A 24,628-nucleotide genomic window follows, 5' to 3' on the forward strand; every position below is an offset into this window, starting at 1 on the left:
ATGAGGGAACGGGGGAAAGAGCCATGCCCTCCCCCCCGTAGTCTAGCGCTTCTACCCTTAGCCGAGCAGACTGAGTACAGCCTGCGGCAACTGGTTAGCCTGAGCCAAAATCGCGGTACCGGCCTGCTGCAGGATCTGATTTTTGGTCAGTTCCGAAGTTTCAGCAGCATAGTCGGTGTCACGAATCCGGCTGCGAGCAGCGGAAGCGTTCTCTCCAATGTTCTGCAAGTTGGAGATGGTGTTTTCGAAGCGGTTTTGTACCGCACCGAGTTGAGCACGCTGGCTGTCGATGTTGGAGATCGCCGAGCTGATGATACCCAAGGCGTTCTGCGCACCAATCGCCGTACCGATATCGATCGAGTCCACCGCTTCTAGCACGCTGAACTTGCTCGCAGCCTGATTACCACCGTCGATGGTATCGAAGTTCTCGACCTCGAAGGCATCCGGCGACTCGAAGCGCACTTGGCCTACAGCGGTGGCACCATCGGTCCCGTCACCGGTCAGGGCAGCAGCAGTACCTACGGTATCGCTAGCATCGTCAGCATCATCGATACCGTTGTCGCCATCGAAGGACAGCGTCTGGAGCTCAGCCGCGACCGCAGCATCCGCCGAGTCGGTAGCAGTGTATTCGTCGATCGCGATATTATCGCCACGCTCGCTGGTCATTTCCAGCGCGCCGTTGTTCAGCACCCGAGCACTGATACCAGTACGACCGGTCTCCTTGTTGATCGCATCAGCCAAACCGGAGAGATCACCCCAATCAGTAATACTGGCGGAGATCGCCACAGCGTCGCCTTCTTTGGCGTTATTAGAGCCATAGAGGTTGAAGCTGATGGTGCCGGACGTATCGGTGTTGGTGAAACCACCACTGGCATCCTGCTGCAGACGGACCGAGGTGCGTGCAGTAGACGTCACACCGGTGGAATCCGCAGTACGGTTCACGGCATTAGAAAGGTCACGCGCCGAGCTGCCATCAACCAAAGCAACCGAGGCTTCGCCCAGTTTACCCTTGATGGTCAGGCCATCGGTGGTGGCCGGCGACGAGGCATAACCTACGTCGGTGGAGGTGATGTCGGCGAAGCCGGTCACGACGCTAGCGGCGATACCGCTTTGCGCATCGGTTTCACTGGATACACTGCTGTTAAAGCGGCTGGCACCAATGCGCGACGCAGAGGCCGCACCGACCGAAACGCTGATGGTCTCGAAGGCGTTAGCGCCGACCTGGAAGCTTTGCGAACCAAAGGTACCGTCGAGAATCTTACGGCCACCGAAGCTGGTGGTTTCAGCGATACGGTTCAACTCCTGCTGCAGTTGCGCTACTTCGCCCTGCAGAGCGGCACGTTCGCTGGCGCCGTTGGAGCCGTTAGCGGACTGCAGTGCCAGATCGCGCATACGCTGCAGAATGCCGGTGGACTGCTGCAACGCGCCTTCAGCGGTTTGCGCCAGGGAGATGCCGTCGTTGGAGTTACGCACCGCAACGTTAAGGCCGTTGATCTGGCTGGTCAGACGGTTGGAAATCTGCAGACCAGCCGCATCGTCTTTAGCGCTATTGATACGGAAGCCAGTGGAAAGGCGTTGCAGGGACGTATCCAGGCCTTTGGCCGAACTGCCCAAGTTACGCTGAGTGTTCAGCGACGCTACGTTTGTGTTGACTGTAAGGGCCATGGTATTTGCCTCCAAAGGACCGCTAAGTTTGCCTGAGCTCGCGAGCTTCGGGGCTGTTTGCTCAGACACCCTATTAAGTTCGCATTCGATCTTTGTATCGGCGCTGCCCGGAGCAACTTTAGGCAGCTTCGGCAAGAAAATTTTTGGATATTTTTTTGCCGTTCGATCAGGCAGTTACACAAGCCGTTGCAGTCATGTTGAAAACTTGACGCTATAGATTCGGTCGACCTGAGCCCCTGCCTACGAGGCTATCGGCAGCCCGACGGGATAGTTTAGGCCTGGCTGGGCACCGGAGGGCGACCATAGATAGAGGCGGATAAACGACAACAGGGCGGAGCGGATCGCTCCGCCCCGCCCTGCCGTCACAGCAAGGTTATTACTGAAGCAAGCTGAGCACAGCCTGAGGTAGCTGGTTGGCCTGAGCCAGAATCGCGGTACCGGCCTGCTGCAGGATCTGGTTCTTGGTCAGCTCCGAGGTTTCCGCCGCATAGTCGGTGTCACGAATCCGGCTGCGCGCAGCCGATGCGTTTTCACCGATGTTTTGCAGGTTAGAAATGGTGTTCTCGAAACGGTTCTGCACCGCACCCAGTTGAGCACGCTGGCTATCGATGTTGGAAATTGCCGCGCTGATAATGCCCAGCGCGTTCTGTGCGCCAACATAGGTACTCACGTCCACCTCGTCGACCGACTCAAGCAAGCTATAAACGTCAGCTGCTTGAACACCACCATCGACGGTGTCGAAGTTCTCGACCTTGAAGGCATCCGGCGACTCGAAACGCACCTGACCAACCGCCACCGCGCCGTTCGTGCCATCGCCGGTTAGAGTCGCGACTACGCCAACGGTGTCACTGGCATCCGCCGCATCGTCGACGCTGTTATCGCCGTTGAACGCCAGGGTCTGCATCTCGGCAGCGATGGTATTACCCGTGGAACCCTCGGCGGTGTATCCATCGATGGCGATATTGTCGCCACGCTCGTTGACCATCTCCAAGGCACCGTTGACCAATATCTTGGCACTGATGCCGGTGCGCCCGGTTTCCTTGTTGATCGCGTCGGCCAGCCCCGACAAGTCGCCCCAATCGGAGATGGTCGCGGAAATCGCGACGCCGTCGCCGACCTTGGCGTCATTGGCGCCATACAGCGTGAAACTGATGGTGCCGGAGATATCGGTGTTGGTGAAGCCGCCACTAGCGTCCTGTTGCAAGCGCACCGAGGTGCGTGCGCTGGCGGTGACACCGGTGGAGTCGGTAGCGCGATTGACGGCAGTGGCCAATTCGCGTGCCGAGCTGCCGTCGACCAAACCAATCGAAGCCTCGCCGAGCTTGCCCTTGATGGTCAGACCGTCGGTGGTCGCCGGCGATGAGGCGTAGCCCACATCGGTCGAGGTGATGTCGGCGAAGCCGGTGACTGTGCTGGCAGCGATGCCGCTTTGCGCCGCGGTGTCGCTGGCCAAGCTGCTGTTGAAGCGGCTGGCGCCGATCCGCGAAGCCGATGCCGCGCCGACCGATACGCTGATGGTTTCGAATGCGTTGGCACCAACCTGGAAGCTTTGCGAACCGAAGGAGCCGTCGAGAATCTTGCGACCGCCGAAGCTGGTGGTCTCGGCGATACGGTTGATCTCCTGCTGCAACTGCGCCACTTCGCCTTGCAATGCGGCGCGCTCGCTGGCTCCGTTGGAGCCGTTGGCCGATTGCAGAGCCAGGTCGCGCATGCGCTGCAGAATACCGGTGGACTGCTGCAATGCGCCTTCAGCGGTTTGCGCCAGAGAGATGCCGTCATTGGAGTTGCGCACCGCAACCGCCAAGCCCTGGATCTGGCTGGTCAGCCGGTTGGAAATCTGCAAGCCGGCGGCATCGTCCTTGGCGCTGTTGATGCGCAAGCCGGTAGAAAGACGCTGCAAGGACGTGTCCAAGCCCTTGGACGAGGAATTCAGGTTGCGCTGAGTATTCAGCGACGCCACGTTGGTATTGACTGTCAGAGCCATGGTTGTTCTCCAATGAATATGTCTGCTGCACGTGTGCTTCTGGCCGGAACCGATAGAGCACCAGGCGCCGACATCTAGTGACATCCTCTGCAATGCCATTAACGTGCCAACTCGCTAAAAAATGAAAAGGTCAATAAAAAACAGCAGGTTGCGCTTAATTAATACTCTAACGGCAACGACTTGCCGGGGGGTTCTGCGGCAGCGCCCGGCAAGCCACTGCCGCTCGGTTTGCCTCTTGCGGCAAAGCCCGGTCGCCTGCACGACGGCATCGCCACAGACTGGTAATGAACCGCGGCGACTAGCAGGGGTAGGGTTTCTGAACGAGGCCGCAGCTCGCGCTACAGCAAAGGCGGGAAGTAAATCGAAGGGGAAATCAATGCGGCACGGATGCCGGGAAGGGTCGGCCGCCGCGTGAAACGCAGCGGCCAGGACCATCAGGCAAGGCGTTTCAACCAGGCATTCGGCCAGTGGGTGATGTTCTTACTGAGGCTGCTTTCATTGAACGGCCAGGCTGGCTGCTCGATAACGAACTGCGGATTGCCTTCGGCGAAATCGAGAGCGGCTTGCGAAGGATTGTCCTTGCCCCAGTTCGGGTTGCCCCGCGGAACGTCGGTCAGATCGCGCATAACGCCGTCGGTGGAAACGATGTAGGAGCCTGGGGTGACCAGCGGCGAGTACTGGCGTAGCTCTTCGGCAACGTGGGCATAGGTGTGGTTGGAGTCGAGAATCACCAGTACCGTTTCACCAGGCTTGACCAGTAACTTGACCTGGGCGACGACATCATCGGCCACTGAGCTGCCTTCGATCAGGGTCAGGTACTCGAACAGTTCATGTTCTTCGATGGCTTTGCGGTTGTGCGGGCGAATTTCGATATCCACACCAATCACACGCCCCTTGCCCATAGCCTTGAACAGGCTGGCGTAGTAAATCAGCGAACCACCATGAGCGATGCCGGTTTCAATGATCACGTCCGGTTTGATGCTGTAGATCACTTCCTGAATGCGCAGCATATCTTCCGGCAACTGGATCACCGGGCGGCCCATCCACGAGAAGGTATAAGGGTACTTCTGGTTCCAGCCCAGGGTTACCCACTGCTGAGTGAGCAATTCGAAGGCTTCGTCCGTGTACAGATCCAGCTCGCGCACTGTGCCCTTGTCATCCAGAGTCAGCTTTTTGTTATCAGTATCGACTGTCAGTTTCATGCCCTGCTCCTTTGCCAGAATTAAACACGCCCACGCCACCAGGCCAGAGCGTCATCCAAACCGTGTTGTAGATCAAACTGTGCTTGCCAACCCAACCTCACCAGGCGCTGGTTATCCGCCAGCAGCAACGGTGGATCATCGGCGGCCACCGCAACGCCCCCCATGCGTAGCAGATGCAGTGCATCCAACTGTGTAGCCAAGTACTCAACCACCTCACGCAGGCGCACCGGCTGGCCGCTGCCAAGATTGAATGCGCCCTGAGCCTGGTGTTGTAACAAGGTTACCAAGGCGCTGCCGATATCCGCCGCATGCAACAGGTCACGCAGTTGCATGCCGTGCGAGCAGAGTGCCGGCTGGCCGTTAAGCAGTGCATTAATCACGGCCGGAACCAAGCGCCCCGGTGCCTCGAACGGGCCGTAAGCGTGAAAGATACGTGCCCAGGCGATCGGCAGACCATGCACTGCGCTGAACACCTCCGCCAACTCGCGAGTCGCATTCTTGCAGCGCCCATAAACAGTCGCGGGGATTAAAGGCGTCACCTCTTCCCGACAATAGCCGTAGCGCCAGTCATACTCGGCGCAGCTACCGACCAGCACCGCATGCTGGCCGCCCTGAGCCTGAAATGCCTCGAGCAAGCGCAGTGTTGCCTGCACCCACAGCAGGTTTTCCGGCGAGGTCCAATACACACCTGGCTTAGCGCACCAGGCCAGGTGCAACAGCTGTTGGGGGCGTACGGCGGCGATCAGCTTTTCAACAGCTCCGGGCTCAAGCAGATTGGCCTGATGCGCCATAACCGAGGCCTGTGTCTCGATGCGCGTTTGTGCATAGACGGCATGCACCTCAAACCCACTGAGCTGCAGCTGCTGCACGGCATGCTGGCCAATGAAGCCGCTTGCCCCAGTCACCAGCACACGCGTCATATCAGCTGAACCCTAATTGCGGCACAGCCACTACAAACTGGCCACCCCAGGTTTTGATCTGCGCTTGCTGCTGCCGCACTTCGTGCAACAGGTTCCACGGTAGTACCAACAGATAATCGGGTTTGTCGACGGCTATGCGCGCCGGTTCAACCACGGGGATGCGGCTACCCGGGAGAAACTTGCCCTGCTTGTGCGGGTTGGCATCGGCGACCCAGGCGAGCAGGTCACCGCGCACTCCAGCGTAGTTGAGTAGCGTGTTGCCCTTGGCTGCTGCGCCATAAGCCGCAACCGTCTTACCTTCGGCTTTGGCCTTGAGCAGGAAGCGCAGCAGCTCATGTTTGATGCGCTCGGCGGCAGGTGCCAGGGTCGAATAGAACGCGGCAGTTTTGATGCCGGCCTGTTCTTCCCGCGCCAGCAAATCGGCCACTGCGATTGAGGCTTCACGCCCACCGTCAACTCGCTGTGCATAGACTCGCAGCGAGCCACCATGAGTCGGCAACTCTTCAACATCAAAGAGATGTAAACCATTACGCGCGCACAGGCTCTGTACGGCAGTCAGAGACAGATAGGAATAATGCTCGTGGTAGAGGGTGTCGAACTGCTGCTCAGCCATCAACCGGAGCAGATGAGGAAACTCGAACGTGGCCACACCGCTCGGCTGCAATAACGTGGCAAAGCCCTTGAGGAAATCATTGATGTCCGGCACATGCGCCAGCACGTTGTTGGCCGCCATCAGATCAGCACACCACCCCTCAGCTGCCAGGGCTGCAGCCGTAGCCTCGCCAAAGAACAGCTCGCGAATCTGTAAGCCCTTTTCCCGCGCCGCACGCGCGGTGCTGGCAGTCGGTTCGACGCCCAGACAGGGAATCCCGCGCTGCGCCACGTACTGCAGCAGGTAGCCGTCATTAGCGGCGATTTCCACCACCCGGCTCTGTGCATTTAAGCCAAAGCGCTTAACCATCTTTGCGACATAACGCTGAGCGTGCTCCAGCCAACTACTGGAATAGGAGCTGAAGTAGGCATAGTCGGCATCGAACAGACTATCGGCCGAACGGTAATCCTCAGTCTGCACCAGCCAGCAGCTGTCGCACACTTGCACCCGCAGCGGCACCCATTGCTCAGCCTGGCCAAGCTGATCGGCGCGCAGGTAGGCATTGGAAGGTGGCGCAGTGCCCAGATCAATCAACGGCACATGCAAAGCCGCACCACAGCCTCGGCACTTCATATCTCTACTCCTTGAAAATCAGCGGCCAACGGCGGATGTGCGGCGTCCCGGGCGGAGAGATTACTCACAGGCAACGGCCAGGCGATCGCCAGGCGCGGGTCATTGGGCGACAGACCGCCCTCGTATTCGGGGCTGTAATCCGCGCTGTGCAGGTAGAACAACTCGGCATCGTCACTCAGCGCCTGAAAACCGTGGGCAAAACCTGGCGGCAGTAACAGGCTGCGGCCATCGCCTGCTTGCAGACGCTCGGCATGCCAATGAAGGAAGGTCACGGAGCCGCGCCGTAAATCCACGGCAACATCCCACACGGCGCCACGTAAGCAAGTAATCAGTTTGGTCTCGGCATGCGGCGGGTACTGAAAGTGCAGACCACGCACGCTGCCACGCAAGGCGGTACGTGAGTGATTAATCTGACGAATCTGCAGTGGCTGGCCGAATGCGGCCAGGCTGCCCTGACAGAACAGCCGAGCAAAACGACCGCGCTCGTCTTCATGAACCTTGTGCTGCAGGCTGAACAGCCCTGCAAGGGGCAACGCCTGCAGGCTCAACTCACTCATTTTGCCCCCTGATAAACAGCCAGCTGCGCTAGGGTCAGCGTGCGCATATCCTCACCGCGCTGCCAGGCCTGGTGCCAATCCAGTGTTTGCTGCAGGCAGTTATCCAGCGACCAACGGGGGGTCCAGCCAAGTAGTTGGCGAGCGCGACTGCTGTCCAGCCGCAACAAGCCCGCCTCATGCAGCTCACTGGGCTCGATCAACAGGCCAGGGGCTTGCGGCCAGCGTTGCGCCAGGCGCTCAACCACCTCGCCAACAGTGCACATGTCGTTGTCACTCGGGCCAAAATTCCAGGGGCCGGCAAACGCACAGCCCTGCTCGTACAACCCCTGGGCCAACTGTAGGTAACCCGCCAACGGCTCCAAGGCGTGCTGCCAGGGCCGCACCGCCTGCGGGTAGCGTAGCGTCACCGGCTCACCACGCGTCCAGGCCGCCAGAATATCGGGCACCAGACGATCCTGCGCAAAATCGCCACCGCCCAGCACATTACCGGCGCGGGCCGTGGCCATAGCCAAGCCGTGCTCGGCATAACGCGCAGCCGGGAAATAAGAAGAAGCAAATGACTGTGCCACCAATTCGCAACAGGCCTTGCTGCTGCTGTAAGGGTCATGGCCACCAAGCGCTTCGTTTTCACGATAGGGCCAGGCCCACTCATTGTTGGCATAAACCTTATCGGTGGTGACCACCACGCATGCTTTGACCCCCCCCGCCTGGCGCATGGCCTCAAGCAGATGCAGCGTGCCCATGACATTGCTGGCATAGGTTCCCAGCGGATCGCGATACCCTTCACGAACCAGCGGCTGGGCGGCCAGGTGCAGCACGATTTCCGGTTTGACCTCGGCCATCACCTTCTGCAGGGCGGCAAGATCGCGCAAATCACCAATATGGCTGTCGATGCCCTCCCCGACTCGCGCCAACTCAAACAGGCTGGGCGAGGTCGAGGGCTGCAGCGCAAAACCACTGACCTGAGCCCCCCAGCTCTGCAGCCAAAGCGTCAACCAGCCACCTTTGAAGCCGGTATGCCCGGTGAGCAGCACCCGCTTGCCGCACCAGAATGAGGGACTCAGCTCCACTGCTTCCAAGGGGCCTCCCCGCTCAACCACAGTTGCTCGAGGTAGTTCTTGTCGCGCAGGGTATCCATCGGGTGCCAAAAGCCCTGATGCTGGAAAGCCATCAACTGGCCTTCAGTGGCCAACTGGGTCAGCGGCTCGGCCTCCCAGGACGTCTCCACACTATCGATATAAGGCAGCACTTTGGGTGACAGCACAAAGAAACCGCCATTGATCCAGCCACCGTCGCCGCGGGGCTTCTCGATAAAACCTTTGACCTGATCACCCTCGCGCTCCAGCGCGCCATAACGGCCCGGCGGTTGTACCGCCGTGACCGTGGCATATTTGCCGTGGGCCTTGTGGAAAGCCACCAGGGCGCTGATATTCAGGTCGGAAACACCGTCGCCATAGGTGAAGCAGAAGGCTTCCTCGGCATCCAGATAGCGCCCGGCACTCTTCAACCGGCCACCTGTCATGGTGTCTTCGCCAGTGTCGACCAAGGTCACACGCCAGGGCTCACTGTAATTTTGGTGGACTTCCATATTGTTGTTGCGCATGTCAAAGGTGACATCAGAGGTATGCAGGAAGTAGTTGGCGAAAAAATCCTTGATTGCATAGCCCTTGTAGCCCAGACAGATGACGAAGTCGTGGATACCATGGGCCGAGTACTGCTTCATGATGTGCCAGAGAATTGGCTTGCCGCCGATCTCGATCATCGGTTTAGGTTTGAGGTGCGACTCTTCGCTGATGCGGGTGCCTAGACCACCGGCCAGAATGACTGCCTTCATGGTTGTTCTCCTGCGCAGTAGCGTTGCCACATCTGCTGATAGGTCGCTTCCATTCGGCGGGTGAAATCGACGGCGTCGCATAGCCGCGACGCGCGCATCTCCTCGCGCAACCCCGCACGGGTAGCCGCCAGGGCGGGCACATCGGCGGCCAACGCGATCAACTTGTCGAGGTACTGTTGCTCCGTATCGGCAATCCACTCGTCGCGGCCCAGGCCATGCAGGATCAACGCACCGACCCGCCCCATCGAGGGGCGATCGCGCAAGCTGACTACCGGCAGGCCCATCCACAGGCTTTCGTACAGCGTAGTACCGGAGTTGTGCGGAAAGCAGTCGAGGGCGATATCCATCTGTGCCAACGCCGCCGTCGCTGGCGAGGTGTAACCCAGCAGCAGACGCTCGGCCTCGATCCCCTGCTCGGCGAATAAGCCCTGGTAGTGGTCACGCAGACTCTCGTCCTGGAAAGAACCGCTGTCGAGCATCAACCGCGAATTCGGCACGCGCTTGAGCAGTTTGGACCAAGCGCGGATCACTCGATGATTGAGGCGAACCGGACGGGTCAGACTGCCGAAGGTGATATAGCCGTTGCTCAAGGCCGGCAGCGGCCCTACCTCGGCCGCCTGCATGTGTGCGGGGGCCGTGTAGGCGATGGCGGGCGCGGGCATGCGCCAGAGCGACTCGGCAAACGAGGACTCGCAACCGGCCGGCAACATCTGCTCATCGGCCAGGAAATAGTCGACCTGATCCAGCCCGGTACCGAAGGCGAAGCCCATCCACCAGCTGACTTGTACCGGCGCCGGTTTGAGCGCGAAGACCTGCAAACGGTTGTTCCCGGTGTGGCCGGCGAGATCGACGAGAATATCGATGCCGTCTTCACGGATACGCTCGGCAATCGCTTCGTCCTTGAGGCCGACACAGTGGCGCCAATGATCAACATGCCCCATGAAGCGCTCGGTCACTGCGTCTTCGCGGCGCACCAGCGAATAGGCAAACAGCTCGACTTGGGTACTATCATGGTTGCGCAGCAAGGGTTCGATAAACAGCGCACAGACATGGTGGCGGAAGTCAGGCGAAACATAGCCGATGCGCAACCGACGCTGCGGCTGCAGGCTGTTGGCATAGTCGAAATACAACCGTGCCGGGAAACGTTGAGTGACCTCGCGATATAGCTCGAACACCTGCTCCCCGGTCCAATCCGGGTGGTAGTTGGCGAAGAACAGCAAGTTGGTCCGCGAACCCGGCAGGTGCAGAACCTGACGCAGCAAGCCAATCGAGCGGTCCAGGTTGTTGAAATGCGACTCAACGCCCGCCAGGTTGATCAGCACGGGCTCGTAGCCGGGGTAAACGTCCAGGGTTTTACGGAAGGCCTCGCGTGCTTCCTTGAGCCGCCTACCGGCACTGAGGATATTGCCCAGGTTGTTCCACAGGCTGGGATCGTCAGGGTTGAGCTGCAAGGCGACCTGCATAACGTGCTCAGCTTCATCGAGCACCTGACCATCTAGGTAAGTATTGGCCAGGTTGTTCCAGGCCAGCGGCTGCAACGGTGCAATCGCTAGAGCGCGCATAAAGCAGCCTTCAGACTCGTGTTGGCGCCCTACCGACTGATACACGCCACCGAGCATGTTCCATCCTGGCTGATAATCGGGCTTAAGCTGCAAACCACGCGCTAGAAACTCCAATGCACGGTGCGGGTCTTGCTCCTGCTGGTAGGACTGGCCCATCCAACACAATGCTTCGTGGCTATTAGGGTCTAAAGCCAAGGCCTGCTGAAGGTATTCACGCCCGGCCTCAGTCTCGGTATTCATGATCGCCGACATACCACAGTGACACCAGGCTTCGGCCTGATCCGGGCAGCGCTTAGTCCAGTCACGCATGGCTTCCAGATCAGCCTCCGGACGCTGGGATTTGCGCAGAAAATAGCTCAATCGTTGCCAAGCCAAAATACAGTCAGGATTATGTTGCAGCAGTTCACGCAATACCCGCTCTGACTCATGCGAGCGGCCGAAACGCGAATGGCAAGCAGCAAGCACCAAGCTCGCGCGCCACTGACCGGGCTCAACCGCCAACACAGACTCGGCCAAGCGCTGCGCTAGACCGACATCATGGTCGAGCTCCAAATCGGCCATAGCCGCACAGAGCTCTAAGTCATCGGGGGTTTTACGGTAAGCGGCCTTGATTAGGGGATAAGCAAGCCCACGCTGATAGAGTTCATAACGCGCTAAGGCCAGTGATCTGCGCGCCTCATCTGATGATTGCTGCAGTTCCTCGCCAAGATCGATGACCTGCTGCCATTGCTCCGCAGCAAAGGCCTGCTCGAAACGCTGGCGAATCATCAACTGGGAGCTTTGCTCCAGGCAGCATTTTTTGTATTTCAAACCGCTGCCGCAGGGGCAAGGATCATTGCGCTTGGGTTGTGCGTTGAGGCCTTGGCCGAGGATATTCAGGCGCGCTTGCAGCTGATCGATGAGCGCAAGCGCTTCATGCGCGGCGACATGCTCTGGCTGTAGCTCCAATACCTGTTTGAATGCTGAGACTGCAGCCGGCCAGTCTTGCGCCTGCAGACAGGCTTGTCCAAGCTTCATCGCCGATTCGGCGCTGTCAGGTTGCAGTTCAAGCAGTTGGTCGAAACTACGCAAAGCCACCACGCTGTCATGACTCGCCAGCGCAGCATCACCGAGCAAGGTTAAGGCTTCAGTATCGTCGGGGACATACTGCAGAAGTTCACGACAGCTGTTGCGAGTACGCGTGTAGTCACCTTCTTCGAAGCCCAAACGCGCTTGTCGGCGAAAAAAATCTATTAGCCACTCGGTATCAACTGTCATGCGCGCATCCGTCAATTTTTCAGCATCGTCTGTGCAAGTTAGCAATTAACACGCCAGAGGTAATGAAAAATTACACCGTCATGCACACAAGCGTTAATTGCTTAACGCTCATGGACTACGCTAAATCCACGCCGTTCAAGAGTCTCATTCAGCGCAGCTGATTGAACAAATTCAGACCGGCGATCTTCACATAACTCTGCTGCGCGGCCTCCAGCACGATGGTCTGGAATGACAAACGCGACAAAGCTTCTGCGTAATCCAGTTCACGCAGATCAGCCTGCACAGCCTTATTCACCAAGGTGACATCCTCATTGTCAACTTCGGTTGTATCAATCAGATTGAGCCGTGCACCGATTTCCGTCTGCACCTCCAGCACTTTCCCCATACCGTTATCGAGATTAGTAAGAGCAATGGCCACCTCGTCACGCACACCTAAATTACCCGCAGGTGACGTTATCGAAGACTCTAACGCCTGACGCAAACGGCTGATGGTATTAAGGATGCTGCGTTGTTCCTGAAACTGCGGCTGCACGCCAAACTCATCGCCGCCAACAACCGCCGCAGGAGCCGACAGGGTGAAATCCGCACCAAAGACACTGAATGTTGCCGGATAAGGCCCAACCACTGTACCTGTAGCCAGTACCGGGCTTCCCGGCCCTACAGGCTGGGAATAAACCTCGTAGTTAGTGTCGTCGGTAAAGCGCAGGACGACACCGGAGGTCGGGAACTGGCTGTCGAAGGTTGCCTGATTGCTGATGCCTGCCGGTGAGACGATCGCAGCCGAGTTGTTGGTTGATGAGCGATTGACGGCAAAATCCGTCGGTGCCGATTGCAGCGTAAAACTATGGGTATTAATGCCCGGAGTTCCCGGCGTAGTGGTATCAGCCAGCAAACTGTCCAGATCCAGTTCGTTATCACCAGACTGCAGCACCACATCCAACTGGAAACGCATGCCGCGAAAATTGATGGTGTTGCCACCGCTGACCAAGGGATCAATCAAACCACCACCTGGGACCTCAGAGGTTACATCAGCGCCTGCACTGTCATAGATGCGAAACTCGGTACCGCTGATAAACGCCAGGGAATAAGGCTCGCCAGCACGAAAATCACTGTTGAATGCAGCGTTATCCTGCACCAAACCAGGCGACACAAACACGCGCTGATCTGCCGTCGGCAACGCCGGGATATTTGTGGCCGGCAAGGGCGGTGTCGGTAACGCGGCGTTATTGACGCCAAGCGCATTGATAATCCGATTGGCGTTGCTTACGTCTTCAAACAGTCGCTTACCGTTGTCGTTGATCGCCACATTACTTGAACCTGCCACCTGCAAGCTGCGCTGCCCCTCGTCACCGAGGTAAGAATAGGTACCGTCTGGGTTGCGCTGAAAAGGCTCGGTTTTACCCACAAAGCCACTGAACAAATACTCACCACGGGCATTGCGGCTGTTCATCAGGTTGAGCAACTCACCTTCGCGCTCACCCAGCTCTTTGGCGATCGCTTTGCGGTCTTCACCCGATAACGCACCGCCGCCGGCCTGCACCGCCAATTCGCGGATGCGCTGCATCACATTGACCACAGAGGTAACAGTGGTTTCTTCCTGAGTCAGACTGTTCTTCGCCGCAGTGAGGTTTTCCTTGTACTGGCCCAATAGCGCCTGCTGCTGTTCAAGTTGCAGCAGACGCACAGAGGCCACCGGATCATCGGCCGGAGTAAGAATACGGTTACCGCTGCTGATCTGTTCTTGGGTGCGGATCAGATTGGAATAGTTGCGCCCAAGGCCACTGACACCGTTATTGAAGGCCTGGATCGAAGAGATGCGCATCACCATAAAACTAACCTCGAAGTTCTAGACGGCGCGTCAGAACGTGTTAATCAGTGTATCGAACAGACTGCGGGCAACTTGAATGATCTGCGCCGAGGCCTGGTAGTACTGCTCGAACTGAATCAGTTTGGCCGCCTCTTCATCAAGGTTGACCGCCGACACCGAATCGCGGTTATCGGTCGCCTGCTTGAGAATCGCGCCAGTGGCCTCACCATCGACTCGCGCCTGGCTGGTCAGGGTGCCAACCCGCTCCACCAGATCGCCATAGGCGTCGGTGAAGCTTGAACCGGTGGTATCCGGTGCCAGAGGGTTGATGCCAATCGTCGTACGGTTTTGCAGATCAATCAATTTCAAAGCATTACGGTTATCAGACACCCCATTGGTGTTGAAGGAAACCGAAAAATTGTCACCGCTCTGGGGACGACCACTGATGGTCACTTCGTAATCGAAAGGCACCGGCACTGCAGGCGGGCCGGCAGACGCGGGCACGGTGATGGTCAGGCTATTGTTCTGCCCCGGCACGATTACCCCAGTATCGATGACGTTGCCGTTGATATCGACCACGTCATAGCCCTGGGTGGCGCCACCGCCAGCGCCCATGACAATGCGCAGTGGCGGCGCATTACGCAGGCTGGTTTCCAGATCGGCCTGAGCCACCGGGTCATAAATGTCGATCTCGGTCAGCAGAGTCGGCTGACTAATCACCCCGGTGCCGATATTCGCCGGGCTGGTTTGTGACTTCAACGGTGCGGCAAAAGCCAGCTCTTCAGGGCGCTTCATATCCGCACGAATGGACTCGCCAGCATTACGCGTCGGCATCACCCGAAAGCGGTCACCGGCGGCAAAAGTGCCACTGGCCACATTCAGGGACACACCATCGAACTCCGCCGCTGGCACCACGGTAATGTCGAAGGGGCCGAAACTGGTGCCGTCACTGACGCGCCGTACCGTGTAATCCGTGGCGTTAGTGAACTCCACCTCATAGTCGCTGGTGGTCAGTTGAGTAGTGTCTTCGATCAGCACATTGAGGTTGGCGGTGGTATCGCTGTTGCCGATACGCGCTAGGCTGCGCTGGCCAATCAGCTCAGGGTCATTCAGTTCGCGAAACAGACCATTGCCGAACTGGCCGTTAAGGTCCAAGCCCTGGCCCAGCTGACGGTTAACCTGGTCGGTGACCGACAGCGCCAGACGCCCAACCGCGTTCAGCGTGGTGTCCAACACATCTTCACGGTAGCGAATCAACCCACCCATCTCGCCGCCGGTAATCAGCGAGGTAATGCCCTGACGCGAGTTACCGCTGACAAACTGCACCTCACTGCGCAGCGGGTCAGACAAGCCCGGCACCACTTCTAGGCGCGACGCCTGGCTGCCCACCACCAAGGGTTGGCCCGAGCCGACAAACAGGTTGTAGCTATTGTCATCCTGGGTGACGACCGTCACACCAATAAAGGTCGACAACTTGCGCACCGCCTCTTCGCGGGCATCAAGCAGGTCGTTGGGTTGCTGGCCGTTGGACGCAGCTACCGCAATGGCTTCGTTATAACCGGCAATCGAACCGGCCAATTGGTTGACCTGATCGGTCACCGCAGACAGCTGCTTATTGATAAAGGCGTTCTGCTCGTACAGACGGTCGTACACGGTATTGAAGCGCTTGGCCAAGCCCTCGGCTTCGGACAACGCCAGCTGCCTTGCAGGAATATTGGCCGGGTCTTCGGCGGCAGTTTGCAGGGCGGCAAACACCTTCTGCAGGCCTGGATTGACGCCAGTAGTACTGCCGGCCAGCAATGAGTCGAGCTGATTGATCTGGCTCAGGTAACTCTGGGTATCAGAGTTGAGCGCGGTGCTGCTGCGCACCTGGGTATTGAGAAACTCGTTATAGATGCGCCGTACGTCGACCAGGGTGGTGCCCGAGCCGATATAGCCCGCCCCGCTGAACTGCGGAATACGCGTCGCTTGGATCGTCTCCTGGCGCGAAAAGCCCGGTGTGTTGACGTTAGTGATGTTATGACCGGTGACCGCCAGCGACGTCTTGTTCGCCGACAGCCCGGACAGGCCAATATTGAGTAGGTCAGCCATCTTTCATCATCCGTTGGTGGACGGCGTACTGACAGCCGCGACTGTTTGATAAGTCTGCATTTGCCGCGCTATCTGGGCAATCTTGCGGGCGTACTGCGGGTCCGTGGCGTAGCCGGCTTTCTGCAACTCACGGGCGAACTGCTCGGGCTTGTCGGTGGTGGCCAGGGCTTTTTCGTAGCGGCCATTGCCCTGCAGGAAGCTCACAAAATCGTTAAAGCTGTGCTCGAAGGAGTCATAGGCGCGGAACGAGGCCGCTTCCTTGACCGCCTTACCGCCCTTGAACTCGGTGGTCAGTACTCGGGCCGAATCGCCTTCCCAGGTGTTGTGGGTCTTGATCCCGAACAGGTTGTGGCTGCTGCTGCCGTCCTGCTGGCGAATAATTGACTTGCCCCAACCGGTTTCCAGCGCGGCCTGGGCCACCAGGTAACGCGGGTCGACACCAATCTTCTCGGCGGCCTTTTCGGCCATCGGCAACATGGCGGCAATAAACTCATCCTTCGAGCCGAATGCGGCTTTACCCGGCGCCAGTGGCGGCTGGGCAATCCGCCGACCGGTGATCGCGTCCATACCGCTCAAACCCAACGCGGTATCGGCGGGGGCGGCAAAGGCCTTAGCGGGAATCCAGTCGTTCTGTGCCAACGGCTGGCCATCGGCGGCAGTGGCCGATGGCACGATGCCGGCCAATAGGCGATCAGTCAGCTTGCCCGGCAGAGAGAGACGGCGCTGGTTGATCAACGAGGTGTCGTCACGCGCGCTGTCGACCTTGGCCAATGGTTTGCTCGGCGCACTCGGCACCGGTTCATTCACCTGGGCAAAGGGATTGGGGCGGCTGCTGGCGTCCTTGATCTTCGACATCTGCCGCACCAGCACGTCGGCCAGGCCGATGCCGTTCTGGTGGTTGGACAGGGTCACCGACAACTGCTGGTCGTGCATGTCCTGATAGGTCTTGCTCTCGTTGCTGTTCATGAAGTTGCCTTCACCGAACACTTCGTTGGCCGAGCGCATGGCCTTGAGCATCTCATTGAGAAACAGCGACTCGAATTCCTGAGCCACCTTCTTGATGTTCTTTTCGCTGTCGCCGCCGACCTTGAACTGGTTGAGGCGATTGAGATCGTTATAGGCACCGCTGTCGACGGTGCTGGCGCCGCCGAGCAAACCGGCTGAAAGGCGAGAGTCCATAACGTGCGCTCCCTTAAATTACGATCAGGTCAGCCTGCAGAGCGCCGGCTTGTTTCAGCGCCTCCAGGATGGCCATAAGGTCGGAAGGCGAAGCGCCCACCTGATTCACCGCGCGGACAATTTCATCCAGCGTGGTCCCGGGACCAAACTTGAACATTGGCTTGGCCTCTTCGTCGGCATTCACCCGTGAACGCGGCACCACGGCAGTCTGGCCACCGGACAGTGCTTCCGGTTGGCTGACAATCGGGTCTTCGGTAATGGTCACGGTCAAGCTGCCGTGGGTCACTGCGGCAGGCTGCACGCGCACGTTCTGACCAATCACGATGGTGCCAGTGCGCGAGTTGATGATGACCTTGGCAACAGCCTGGCCGATCTCGACTTCGAGATTTTCCAGAATCGACAGGTAGTCCACCCGCTGGCCCGAATCCAGCGGCGCACTGACGCGAATCGAGCCGCCGTCCAGTGCCTGCGCAACGCCTGGGCCGAGTAATTCGTTGATATGGTCGACGATATTTTTCGCCGTGGTGAAGTCCGGACGATTAAGGTTCAGCGTCAAGGTGCTGCCCTGATCGAAACCGCTTGGTACCGGCCGCTCGACCGTCGCACCACCAGGAATGCGCCCGGCTGACGGGACATTGACGGTGATACGTGAGCCATCGCCGCCTTCGGCGTCAAAACCGCCGACCACCAGGTTGCCCTGAGCAATCGCGTAAACGTTGCCATCGATACCCTTGAGCGGGGTCATCAACAGACTGCCGCCACGCAGACTCTTGGCATTACCGATGGAAGATACGGTGATGTCGATGGTCTGCCCGGGCTTGGCGAATGCCGGCAGGTCGGCATGGATCGACACCGCAGCAACGTTCTTCAGCTGCACGTTGCCGCCCTGCGGTACCTTGATGCCGAACTGCGCCATCATGTTGTTGAAGGTTTGCACGGTAAACGGTGTCTGCGTGGTCTGGTCGCCACTGCCGTTGAGGCCGACCACCAGGCCGTAACCAATCAACTGGTTAGTCCGTACGCCCTGGATACTGGCCAGGTCCTTAAGCCGCTCGGCTTGAGCCAGCGAAGCCAGCAACATCGCGGCCGCAGCCAGTAGGTACTTGGAAAGGGTCATGGTAGCCATCCTCAGAACGGCCACATTGGGCTAAGAAAGAAACGGCTCATCCAGCCCGGCTGACTAGCGTCGGCAAAAGCACCAGTTCCCGAATAGGTGATGCGTGCATTGGCAATCCGGGTCGAGGACACGGTGTTGTCGGTGGCGATGTCATCCGAGCGCACCAGACCGGCAATGCGTACCAGCTCATCACCGGTGTTAAGGGTCATCCACTTTTCCCCGCGCACCAGCAGCACACCATTGGGCATCACCTCGGCCACCGATACGGTGATCGAGCCGGTCAGACTGTTGCTCTGCCCGGCTGCGCCGGAGCCATCAGCCGAACGGGTGGCGTCAAAACTTGAGCCCAAACTCAGGTTCTCAGCAGTCATGCCAAGCCCTTCGGCCACTCGCCCCAAGCCACCAATTGCTGTCAAAGGATTCTGGGGGGACACCGTCATACCGAACAAATTAGGTACACCCAAGTTGGCCGAGCTGTCCTTGCTGATCTGGCTATTGGTGTTCTTACTGGCCTGGGTGCGCTCATTCAGGGTGATCGTGATGATGTCACCCACGCGGTAAGCCTTGCGGTCACCGAACAGACCGTTCTCGAAACCCGCCTGATAAATCGAGCCATTGTTCTGCGCTGCCGGCAGCGGCGTACGCGGCATCACCGGAGCGTAATAGGGATCATCCGGCTTAGGCGCAGGAGCCATACAGCCGCTCAAAGCCAGAGGGCCAAGCAGTGCACTTATGATTATCAGCCGGTTCATATCTACTACCTCATGCGTTGCCTGGGATGGTGCGTACAACCTGTTTCACCAGTACCCGTTCAAGCCATTCCTTGCTGTTGTCTGGGCCATGCCAGCCGCTGCGCGACTAGCCCGCCTTACCTATCAAAGATTCTGTGAAATAAAGCCGAGCATCTGATCCGCAGTGGAAATGACCTTGGAGTTCATTTCATAGGCGCGTTGAGTGGTGATCATGTTCACCAACTCCTCCACCACGCTGACGTTGGAGTTTTCCAAGGTGTTCTGCAGCGTGGTGCCCAAACCGTTCAGGCCTGGCGTTCCGACCTGCGGCGCGCCGCTGGAGGCGGTCTCCAGAAACAGGTTGTTGCCGATTGCTTCCAAGCCCGCCGGGTTGATGAAATCAGCGGTCTGCAGGTTGCCGACGATCTGTGGCTGCGGGTTGCCGCTGGTGGTGACCGACACGGTGCCGTCCTCACCCACGGTAAAGGTGCGCACCTCGTTGGGCAGCACAATGGCGGGTTCCAAGGCATAACCGTTAGACGTCACCACCTGGCCATCGGAGTTCAGATGAAAGCTACCGTCGCGGCTATAGGAGACCGTGCCGTCAGGCAGCAAAACCTGGAAGAAACCACGGCCATTGATTGCCATATCCAGCGGCTGCTCGGTGGTTTGCAAGCTACCGGCAGTGAAGATCTTCTGCGTACCCACCACGCGCACACCGGTACCCAGCTGCAGGCCGGACGGCAATTGGCTGTCCTGGCTGGACTGGCCGCCGGGCTGGCGGCGGATCTGGTACAGCAGATCCTCGAACTCAGCGCGATCACGCTTGAAGCCGGTAGTCGAGACGTTGGCCAGGTTGTTGGAAATGGTGGTCAGGTTCATGTCCTGAGCGGACAGACCGGTCTTGCTGACCCACAGTGCCGGAAGCATATCGATTCTCCTCGGGCGCCGTTTTAACGGCGCCGCGTGCTGATAATTAGGTCATCTGCAAGACGCGCGCCATAGCCGCCGAATTGTCTTCGGCGGTGCGCATCATCTTCACTTGCAATTCGAATTGGCGAGACAGCGAGAGAATCGCGGTCATCTCTTCCACGGCGTTGACGTTGCTCGATTCGAGAAAGCCCGAGGTGATTTCCATATTGGCGTCCGCCAGCACAGGGCCCTGGCCCTTGAAGCGGATCATGCCGTCGGTGCCCTTCTCCATCTGCTTGAGGTCCGGGTTAACCAGCTTTAAACGATCCACCTCAGCCAGCACGTTAGGTGCCTCGCCCAGAGCGCGGATACTGATGGTGCCATCCTTGCCGATTTCGATTTTCTGCTCTGGCGGTACCGCAATCGGTCCGGCGTTGCCCATCACCGGCAAGCCGTTGCCGGTACGCAACACGCCCAAGGCATCGACGTTCAGACTGGCGGTACGCACATAGGCTTCGCTGCCATCCGCTGCCTGCACCGCCAGCCAACCCTTGCCGCCCACTGCCACATCCAGATCGCGACCCGTTTCCTGCAGCGAGCCTGGAGTGAAGTCAGTGCCCGGGCGTTCGCTCATGGCATAGACCCGCGACGGATAACCGTCACCAAAGATCGGCATGGAGCGCGCCTGCTCAAAATCCCGACGGAAGCCGTTGGTGGTTATGTTCGCCAGGTTGTTGGCGTGGGCACGCTGGGCCAGGGTGTTGTTATGGGCGCCAGTCATGGAAACGTACAGCATCTTGTCCATGGTTATTCTCCGAGTGGGCTTGCCGCCTCGCTGCTCTATGCAAGCTATAAAGCAATGGCTGTGCCAGCACTCGAAAAATAATTATAAGCGCTTGATAAATATGGTTTTTAAAAACAGAAAAGGCTCCGAATGGAGCCTTATAAACGCCAACGCGGCGTACTTTTGCCGCCCACGACAGGCACGCGCCTGCCGCAGGCAACACTTATCAACGCAGGTTGATAATGGTCTGGGTCACCGCACTCTCGGTCTCGATGGTTTTGGCATTGGCCTGGTAGTTGCGCTGCGCCACGATCAAGTTGACCAACTGATCCGACAGCTCGACGTTGGAGTCCTCCAGCGCCCCCGACTGCAGCGCACCCAGGGTGCCGCTACGCGGCGTACCAACCACCGGCTCACCCGAGGCAAAGGATTGCACCCAGGCGGTTTTGCCCACAGGCGTCAGCCCCTGCACGTTGGCGAAATTAGCCAGAATCACCTGCCCCTGGATGTTCGATTGGCCATTGGTATAGCGAGCAAAAATCACCCCGGTGTCATCAATCTCCAGCCCCGCCAATTGACCGGTGGTGTAACCGTCCTGACTAACGCGGTTAACCGCAAAGGAACTGGCAAACTGGGTGGACTGGCGCAAATCGATATTCACACCAGTGGCACTGGCATCAGCACCGTTGGCCGACCATATCGGCGGCACCGAAGTATCTGGCGCGGCAGGCACCCAGGTAGTCAGGTCAATGGTGCCATCAGCGCCAACCGTGAAGCCGGTTGGTGTCGAGGCGATGAGGGCAGCCACATCCAGCTGACCAGCCGTGGTGAATTGCAGATCCACCGATGAGGGTGTGGTCAGGGTCGGGTCGTCCGGGTTGCGTCCATCGATCAACACGTTCATCTGCCAGGTATTGGGCCCGGTCTTGAGGAAGTACTGGGTGAATACGTGGGAGTTGCCCTGGGTGTCGTAGATATTGGTCGAGGTTGAAGAATTGTAGGACGTCGGGTCAGTCGGATCGAATGGCACCGTGGTCGGCACAACATTGGTCGAATTAAGGTTGAAGGTCTGATCCAGGTTACTGGTCGGCAGCGGTGCCTGACTGGCCGTCTCAATCTGCAGGTCGCTGATCACGCCATTTTGCAGGTTGTTGTTGGCATCCACCGCATAGCCCTGCAGCTTGTAACCGAAGTTGTTGACCAGAAAGCCATCGCGATCAGTACCAAAGTAACCGGCACGGGTGTAGCTCACTTCGCCGTTATTACTCGTCTGAAAGAAGCCGTTGCCGTTGATCGCCAGGTCCAGAGCATTCTGCGTGTAGTTGATATTGCCCTGGTTGAACAGCTGCGACACATCACCCAGCAGCACGCCACTGCCCTGTGGATTGGCACCGGAGCCCAACACCGAAGCCGCGTAGACATCGGCAAACTCGGCACGCGACTGCTTAAAGCCAGCAGTACCGGCGTTGGCGATGTTGTTGCCGGTCACGTTAAGGTCACTGGTCGCCGCACGCAGACCGCTAAGACCGATATTGAAACCCATGGAAGACTCCTTGCCGGACAGCCGGCAGCTAAAACCTGTTAGTTACTGACCGATCACTTGGACTTGCGACATTGGCACGCTGCCAAGCCCCGCTAGGTTCAACATCAACTCTTTGCCGCCCAAGGTCACGCTGTCGACGTTGGCCGGCAGCATGGTGTAAAGCCCCTTGGTGCCGTCTGCGTAGGTAGCCTGCGCCTCGAACTTGTAAGTGCCGGGCGGCAACAGATTGCCGCTGGAGTCCTTGCCGTCCCAGATGAAGCTGACATTACCGGCCGCCTGCTCGCCCAAATTGACGCGCCCTACCGCAGAGCCGGCCTTGTCATAGATATTGACGTAGACGTTACTGCTGCTGGCCGGCAACACCAGGCTGGCCTTGAAACTCTCACTGGTATCGACCACGGCCTTGTCACTGGGGATGATCACCTTGCGCCCGACCAGCGAAGATGCCTGCAGCGCCTGGGAGGATTGATAACCGGTGAGCAGCGAGCCCATGCTGGTGTTCAACTTCTCGATCCCCTCAACCTGGCTGAACTGCGCCAGCTGGGCGATAAACTCGCCATTGCCTTGTGGCTCCAGCGGGTTCTGGTTATTCAACTGAGCCACCAGCAAGTTGAGGAACTCATTCTTGCCAAGATCCTTGTTTGTCCTGGTCTCATTCTTGATCTGGTATTGATCCAGTGCCGAACCACTGACATCGCCAACAGTACTCATAAGTCTGCGCTCCTTATCCGACGGCTTACTGACCCAGGGTCAATACGCGCTGCAGCATTTGCTTGGCGGTGTTCATCATTTCAACGTTGGTCTGGAAGGCCCGGCTGGCGGAAATCATGTCGGCCATCTCCTCCACCACGTTGACGTTGGGGTAATACACATAGCCGCCGGCATCGGCCGCTGGATGGTTCGGTTCATAACGCGGCATCAGACTGCTCTGATCTTCGACCACACCCAGCACCTGCACGCCGACACCCGCCTCATCCTGTTCGGCGAACAGCGAACCGCGATCACCGTTCTGCGCCGACTGGAACATGGTGGCGAATACCGGATGACGCGCGCGGTAGGTCTGGTCAATGCTCGAAGAGACGGTCTCGGCGTTGGCGATGTTGCTGGAAATGGTGTTGAGTCGAGTGCTCTGGGCGCTCATACCGGTTCCGGCAATGTTGAAAACACTGGCTAGTGACATGGCATCAGGCTCCTATTAATCGCCGCGCAGGGCGCTGACCAGCCCTTTGAATTTGCTGTTGAGCAGGGTAAAGCTGGCTTGGAACTGCACCGAGTTTTCCGCGTAATTGGACTGCTCGATCTGCAGGTCAACGGTGTTCTGATCAATCGATGGATGGAACGGGTTGCGATACGCCAGGCTGGCATCACCGACAATCACGCCATCAGCAGGTATATGCTGGCTATCAGTACGGTTCAGGCTGACCGGGCCACGCTGAGCCTTGGCACTCTGCTCAGCCAGCACGCTGGCGAACTGCAGATCACGCGCCTTGTAGTGCGGCGTGTCGGCGTTGGCGATGTTATTGGCCAGCACCTCGGCGCGCTGAGCGCGAAAGCCCAATGCCTGTTCATGTATGCCGAGTGCCCGTTCAAAACTGATGCTCATGGTCAGAAACCTTTGTCGGTTGCCGTTACTGTTTTCCGTACAAGACCATAAGCAATGCCTGTGCCATATTATTTTTTGCTTATTTATCAATGAATTAGATTTAAAAAACATCAATTAAGGCGGCAAAGCGGCAAGCGTTTTCCGCCTGTAGGCAAGCAAGCGGCAAGCGGTTTCTGCCTATTGCCACTCGCCCGGCAACCCTGCCGCAAGATTCAGCAAAAACTGCATTGCAACGACTGCTCAGCACAGGCAATCGCCGCGCGTGTCGTCATCAAATACACGCCAGCACCGCCCGTCAGGCAATTCTTAATCAGTAGCACACAGTTTTGACAAGCATTCTCATTAGCATTAGTATCCTTCGCATTAGCCACTGCCCTGCCACGAGCCTTAATCATGTACGTGTGTCTCTGCGAAGGTGTTACTGACGGTCAGATCCGCGAAGCCATATATGAAGGCTGCTGCAGCTATCGTGATGTGCGCGCCACCCTCGGCGTTGCCAGTCAATGCGGCAAATGTGCATGCCTGGCCAAGCAAGTGGTACGTGACACCCTGAATGAAGTGCAGAGCAGCCAGGCCGTCATGGCCTATCCAGCAAGTTTTGTTGCAGCCTGAATTTAGCGATAGAGAAAACCGGACCTGATGTCCGGTTTTTTTA

General features: G+C 58.3%; 21 protein-coding genes. 1 reads left to right on the forward strand and 20 read right to left on the reverse strand.

All coding sequences use genetic code 11. The annotated features are described in order from the left end of the window. Nucleotides 1-57 precede the first annotated feature (57 nt). The 20 genes from AACX99_RS04910 to flgB form a co-directional block, all read right to left on the reverse strand. Nucleotides 58-1,665 carry a flagellin gene (locus tag AACX99_RS04910; protein ID WP_339409955.1) on the reverse strand — a complete coding sequence of 536 codons (1,608 nt, stop codon included), beginning with the start codon at nucleotides 1,663-1,665 and terminating at the stop codon, nucleotides 58-60. A 376-nt stretch (nucleotides 1,666-2,041) separates the two neighbouring features. Beyond that, entirely contained in the window at nucleotides 2,042-3,649 is a 1,608-nt protein-coding gene (locus AACX99_RS04915) for a flagellin (RefSeq protein ID WP_339409956.1), read from the reverse strand. 434 nt (nucleotides 3,650-4,083) lie between these two features. Beyond that, nucleotides 4,084-4,851, reverse strand: a complete 768-nt coding sequence (locus AACX99_RS04920; RefSeq protein ID WP_339409958.1) for a cephalosporin hydroxylase family protein — start codon at nucleotides 4,849-4,851, stop codon at nucleotides 4,084-4,086. Between the two features lie 20 nt (nucleotides 4,852-4,871). Continuing rightward, on the reverse strand, nucleotides 4,872-5,771 hold the full coding sequence (locus AACX99_RS04925) for an NAD-dependent epimerase/dehydratase family protein (protein ID WP_339409959.1): 900 nt from the start codon (nucleotides 5,769-5,771) through the stop codon (nucleotides 4,872-4,874). Between the two features lies 1 nt (nucleotide 5,772). After that, on the reverse strand, nucleotides 5,773-6,996 hold the full coding sequence (locus AACX99_RS04930) for a class I SAM-dependent methyltransferase (RefSeq protein WP_339409960.1): 1,224 nt from the start codon (nucleotides 6,994-6,996) through the stop codon (nucleotides 5,773-5,775). Then, nucleotides 6,993-7,553: a dTDP-4-dehydrorhamnose 3,5-epimerase family protein gene (locus AACX99_RS04935; protein WP_339409962.1), complete on the reverse strand. Its 561-nt coding sequence runs from the start codon at nucleotides 7,551-7,553 to the stop codon at nucleotides 6,993-6,995. Before AACX99_RS04935 ends, AACX99_RS04930 begins: the two co-directional genes overlap by 4 nt. Beyond that, nucleotides 7,550-8,632: a CDP-glucose 4,6-dehydratase gene (gene rfbG, locus AACX99_RS04940; protein ID WP_339409964.1), complete on the reverse strand. Its 1,083-nt coding sequence runs from the start codon at nucleotides 8,630-8,632 to the stop codon at nucleotides 7,550-7,552. Before rfbG ends, AACX99_RS04935 begins: the two co-directional genes overlap by 4 nt. Next, on the reverse strand, nucleotides 8,614-9,387 hold the full coding sequence (rfbF, locus tag AACX99_RS04945) for a glucose-1-phosphate cytidylyltransferase (protein ID WP_339409966.1): 774 nt from the start codon (nucleotides 9,385-9,387) through the stop codon (nucleotides 8,614-8,616). The genes rfbG and rfbF overlap by 19 nt, the downstream gene beginning before the upstream one ends. Then, complete coding sequence (locus AACX99_RS04950; protein ID WP_339409968.1) at nucleotides 9,384-12,206, reverse strand: O-linked N-acetylglucosamine transferase family protein; 2,823 nt, start codon at nucleotides 12,204-12,206, stop codon at nucleotides 9,384-9,386. The genes rfbF and AACX99_RS04950 overlap by 4 nt, the downstream gene beginning before the upstream one ends. 148 nt (nucleotides 12,207-12,354) lie before the next feature. After that, nucleotides 12,355-14,034: a flagellar hook-associated protein 3 gene (locus AACX99_RS04955; protein WP_339409969.1), complete on the reverse strand. Its 1,680-nt coding sequence runs from the start codon at nucleotides 14,032-14,034 to the stop codon at nucleotides 12,355-12,357. 30 nt (nucleotides 14,035-14,064) lie between these two features. Further along, entirely contained in the window at nucleotides 14,065-16,104 is a 2,040-nt protein-coding gene (flgK, locus tag AACX99_RS04960) for a flagellar hook-associated protein FlgK (protein WP_339409970.1), read from the reverse strand. Between the two features lie 6 nt (nucleotides 16,105-16,110). Further along, complete coding sequence (gene flgJ, locus AACX99_RS04965) at nucleotides 16,111-17,283, reverse strand: flagellar assembly peptidoglycan hydrolase FlgJ (protein ID WP_339409971.1); 1,173 nt, start codon at nucleotides 17,281-17,283, stop codon at nucleotides 16,111-16,113. 13 nt (nucleotides 17,284-17,296) lie between these two features. Beyond that, complete coding sequence (locus AACX99_RS04970; protein ID WP_339409972.1) at nucleotides 17,297-18,400, reverse strand: flagellar basal body P-ring protein FlgI; 1,104 nt, start codon at nucleotides 18,398-18,400, stop codon at nucleotides 17,297-17,299. Nucleotides 18,401-18,411: 11 nt separating this feature from the next. After that, nucleotides 18,412-19,152 (reverse strand): flagellar basal body L-ring protein FlgH, encoded by a 741-nt coding sequence (flgH, locus tag AACX99_RS04975; protein ID WP_339409973.1) that lies wholly within the window; start codon nucleotides 19,150-19,152, stop codon nucleotides 18,412-18,414. A 123-nt stretch (nucleotides 19,153-19,275) separates the two neighbouring features. Beyond that, a complete protein-coding gene (flgG, locus tag AACX99_RS04980; protein ID WP_274088298.1) occupies nucleotides 19,276-20,061 on the reverse strand; it encodes a flagellar basal-body rod protein FlgG in 786 nt (261 codons plus the stop codon). A gap of 46 nt (nucleotides 20,062-20,107) precedes the next feature. Beyond that, complete coding sequence (locus tag AACX99_RS04985) at nucleotides 20,108-20,848, reverse strand: flagellar basal body rod protein FlgF (protein WP_339409976.1); 741 nt, start codon at nucleotides 20,846-20,848, stop codon at nucleotides 20,108-20,110. Between the two features lie 205 nt (nucleotides 20,849-21,053). After that, nucleotides 21,054-22,370, reverse strand: a complete 1,317-nt coding sequence (gene flgE / locus AACX99_RS04990; protein WP_339409978.1) for a flagellar hook protein FlgE — start codon at nucleotides 22,368-22,370, stop codon at nucleotides 21,054-21,056. Between the two features lie 42 nt (nucleotides 22,371-22,412). Continuing rightward, the gene (gene flgD, locus AACX99_RS04995; protein ID WP_339409979.1) at nucleotides 22,413-23,081 is read right to left on the reverse strand and encodes a flagellar hook assembly protein FlgD; all 669 of its coding nucleotides are present in this window, start codon (nucleotides 23,079-23,081) and stop codon (nucleotides 22,413-22,415) included. Between the two features lie 25 nt (nucleotides 23,082-23,106). Beyond that, nucleotides 23,107-23,550, reverse strand: coding sequence for a flagellar basal body rod protein FlgC (flgC, locus tag AACX99_RS05000; RefSeq protein WP_339409980.1), 444 nt, complete (start codon nucleotides 23,548-23,550; stop codon nucleotides 23,107-23,109). 15 nt (nucleotides 23,551-23,565) lie between these two features. Further along, nucleotides 23,566-23,973 (reverse strand): flagellar basal body rod protein FlgB, encoded by a 408-nt coding sequence (gene flgB / locus AACX99_RS05005; RefSeq protein WP_339409982.1) that lies wholly within the window; start codon nucleotides 23,971-23,973, stop codon nucleotides 23,566-23,568. Nucleotides 23,974-24,366: 393 nt separating this feature from the next. Here flgB and AACX99_RS05010 point away from each other — a divergent pair, with 393 nt between their 5' ends. Continuing rightward, nucleotides 24,367-24,585 (forward strand): bacterioferritin-associated ferredoxin, encoded by a 219-nt coding sequence (locus tag AACX99_RS05010; protein WP_339409984.1) that lies wholly within the window; start codon nucleotides 24,367-24,369, stop codon nucleotides 24,583-24,585. The last annotated feature ends 43 nt before the right edge of the window (nucleotides 24,586-24,628 follow it).

This window comes from Pseudomonas sp. EA_35y_Pfl2_R5 (assembly GCF_963970805.1).
GTDB lineage: Bacteria > Pseudomonadota > Gammaproteobacteria > Pseudomonadales > Pseudomonadaceae > Aquipseudomonas.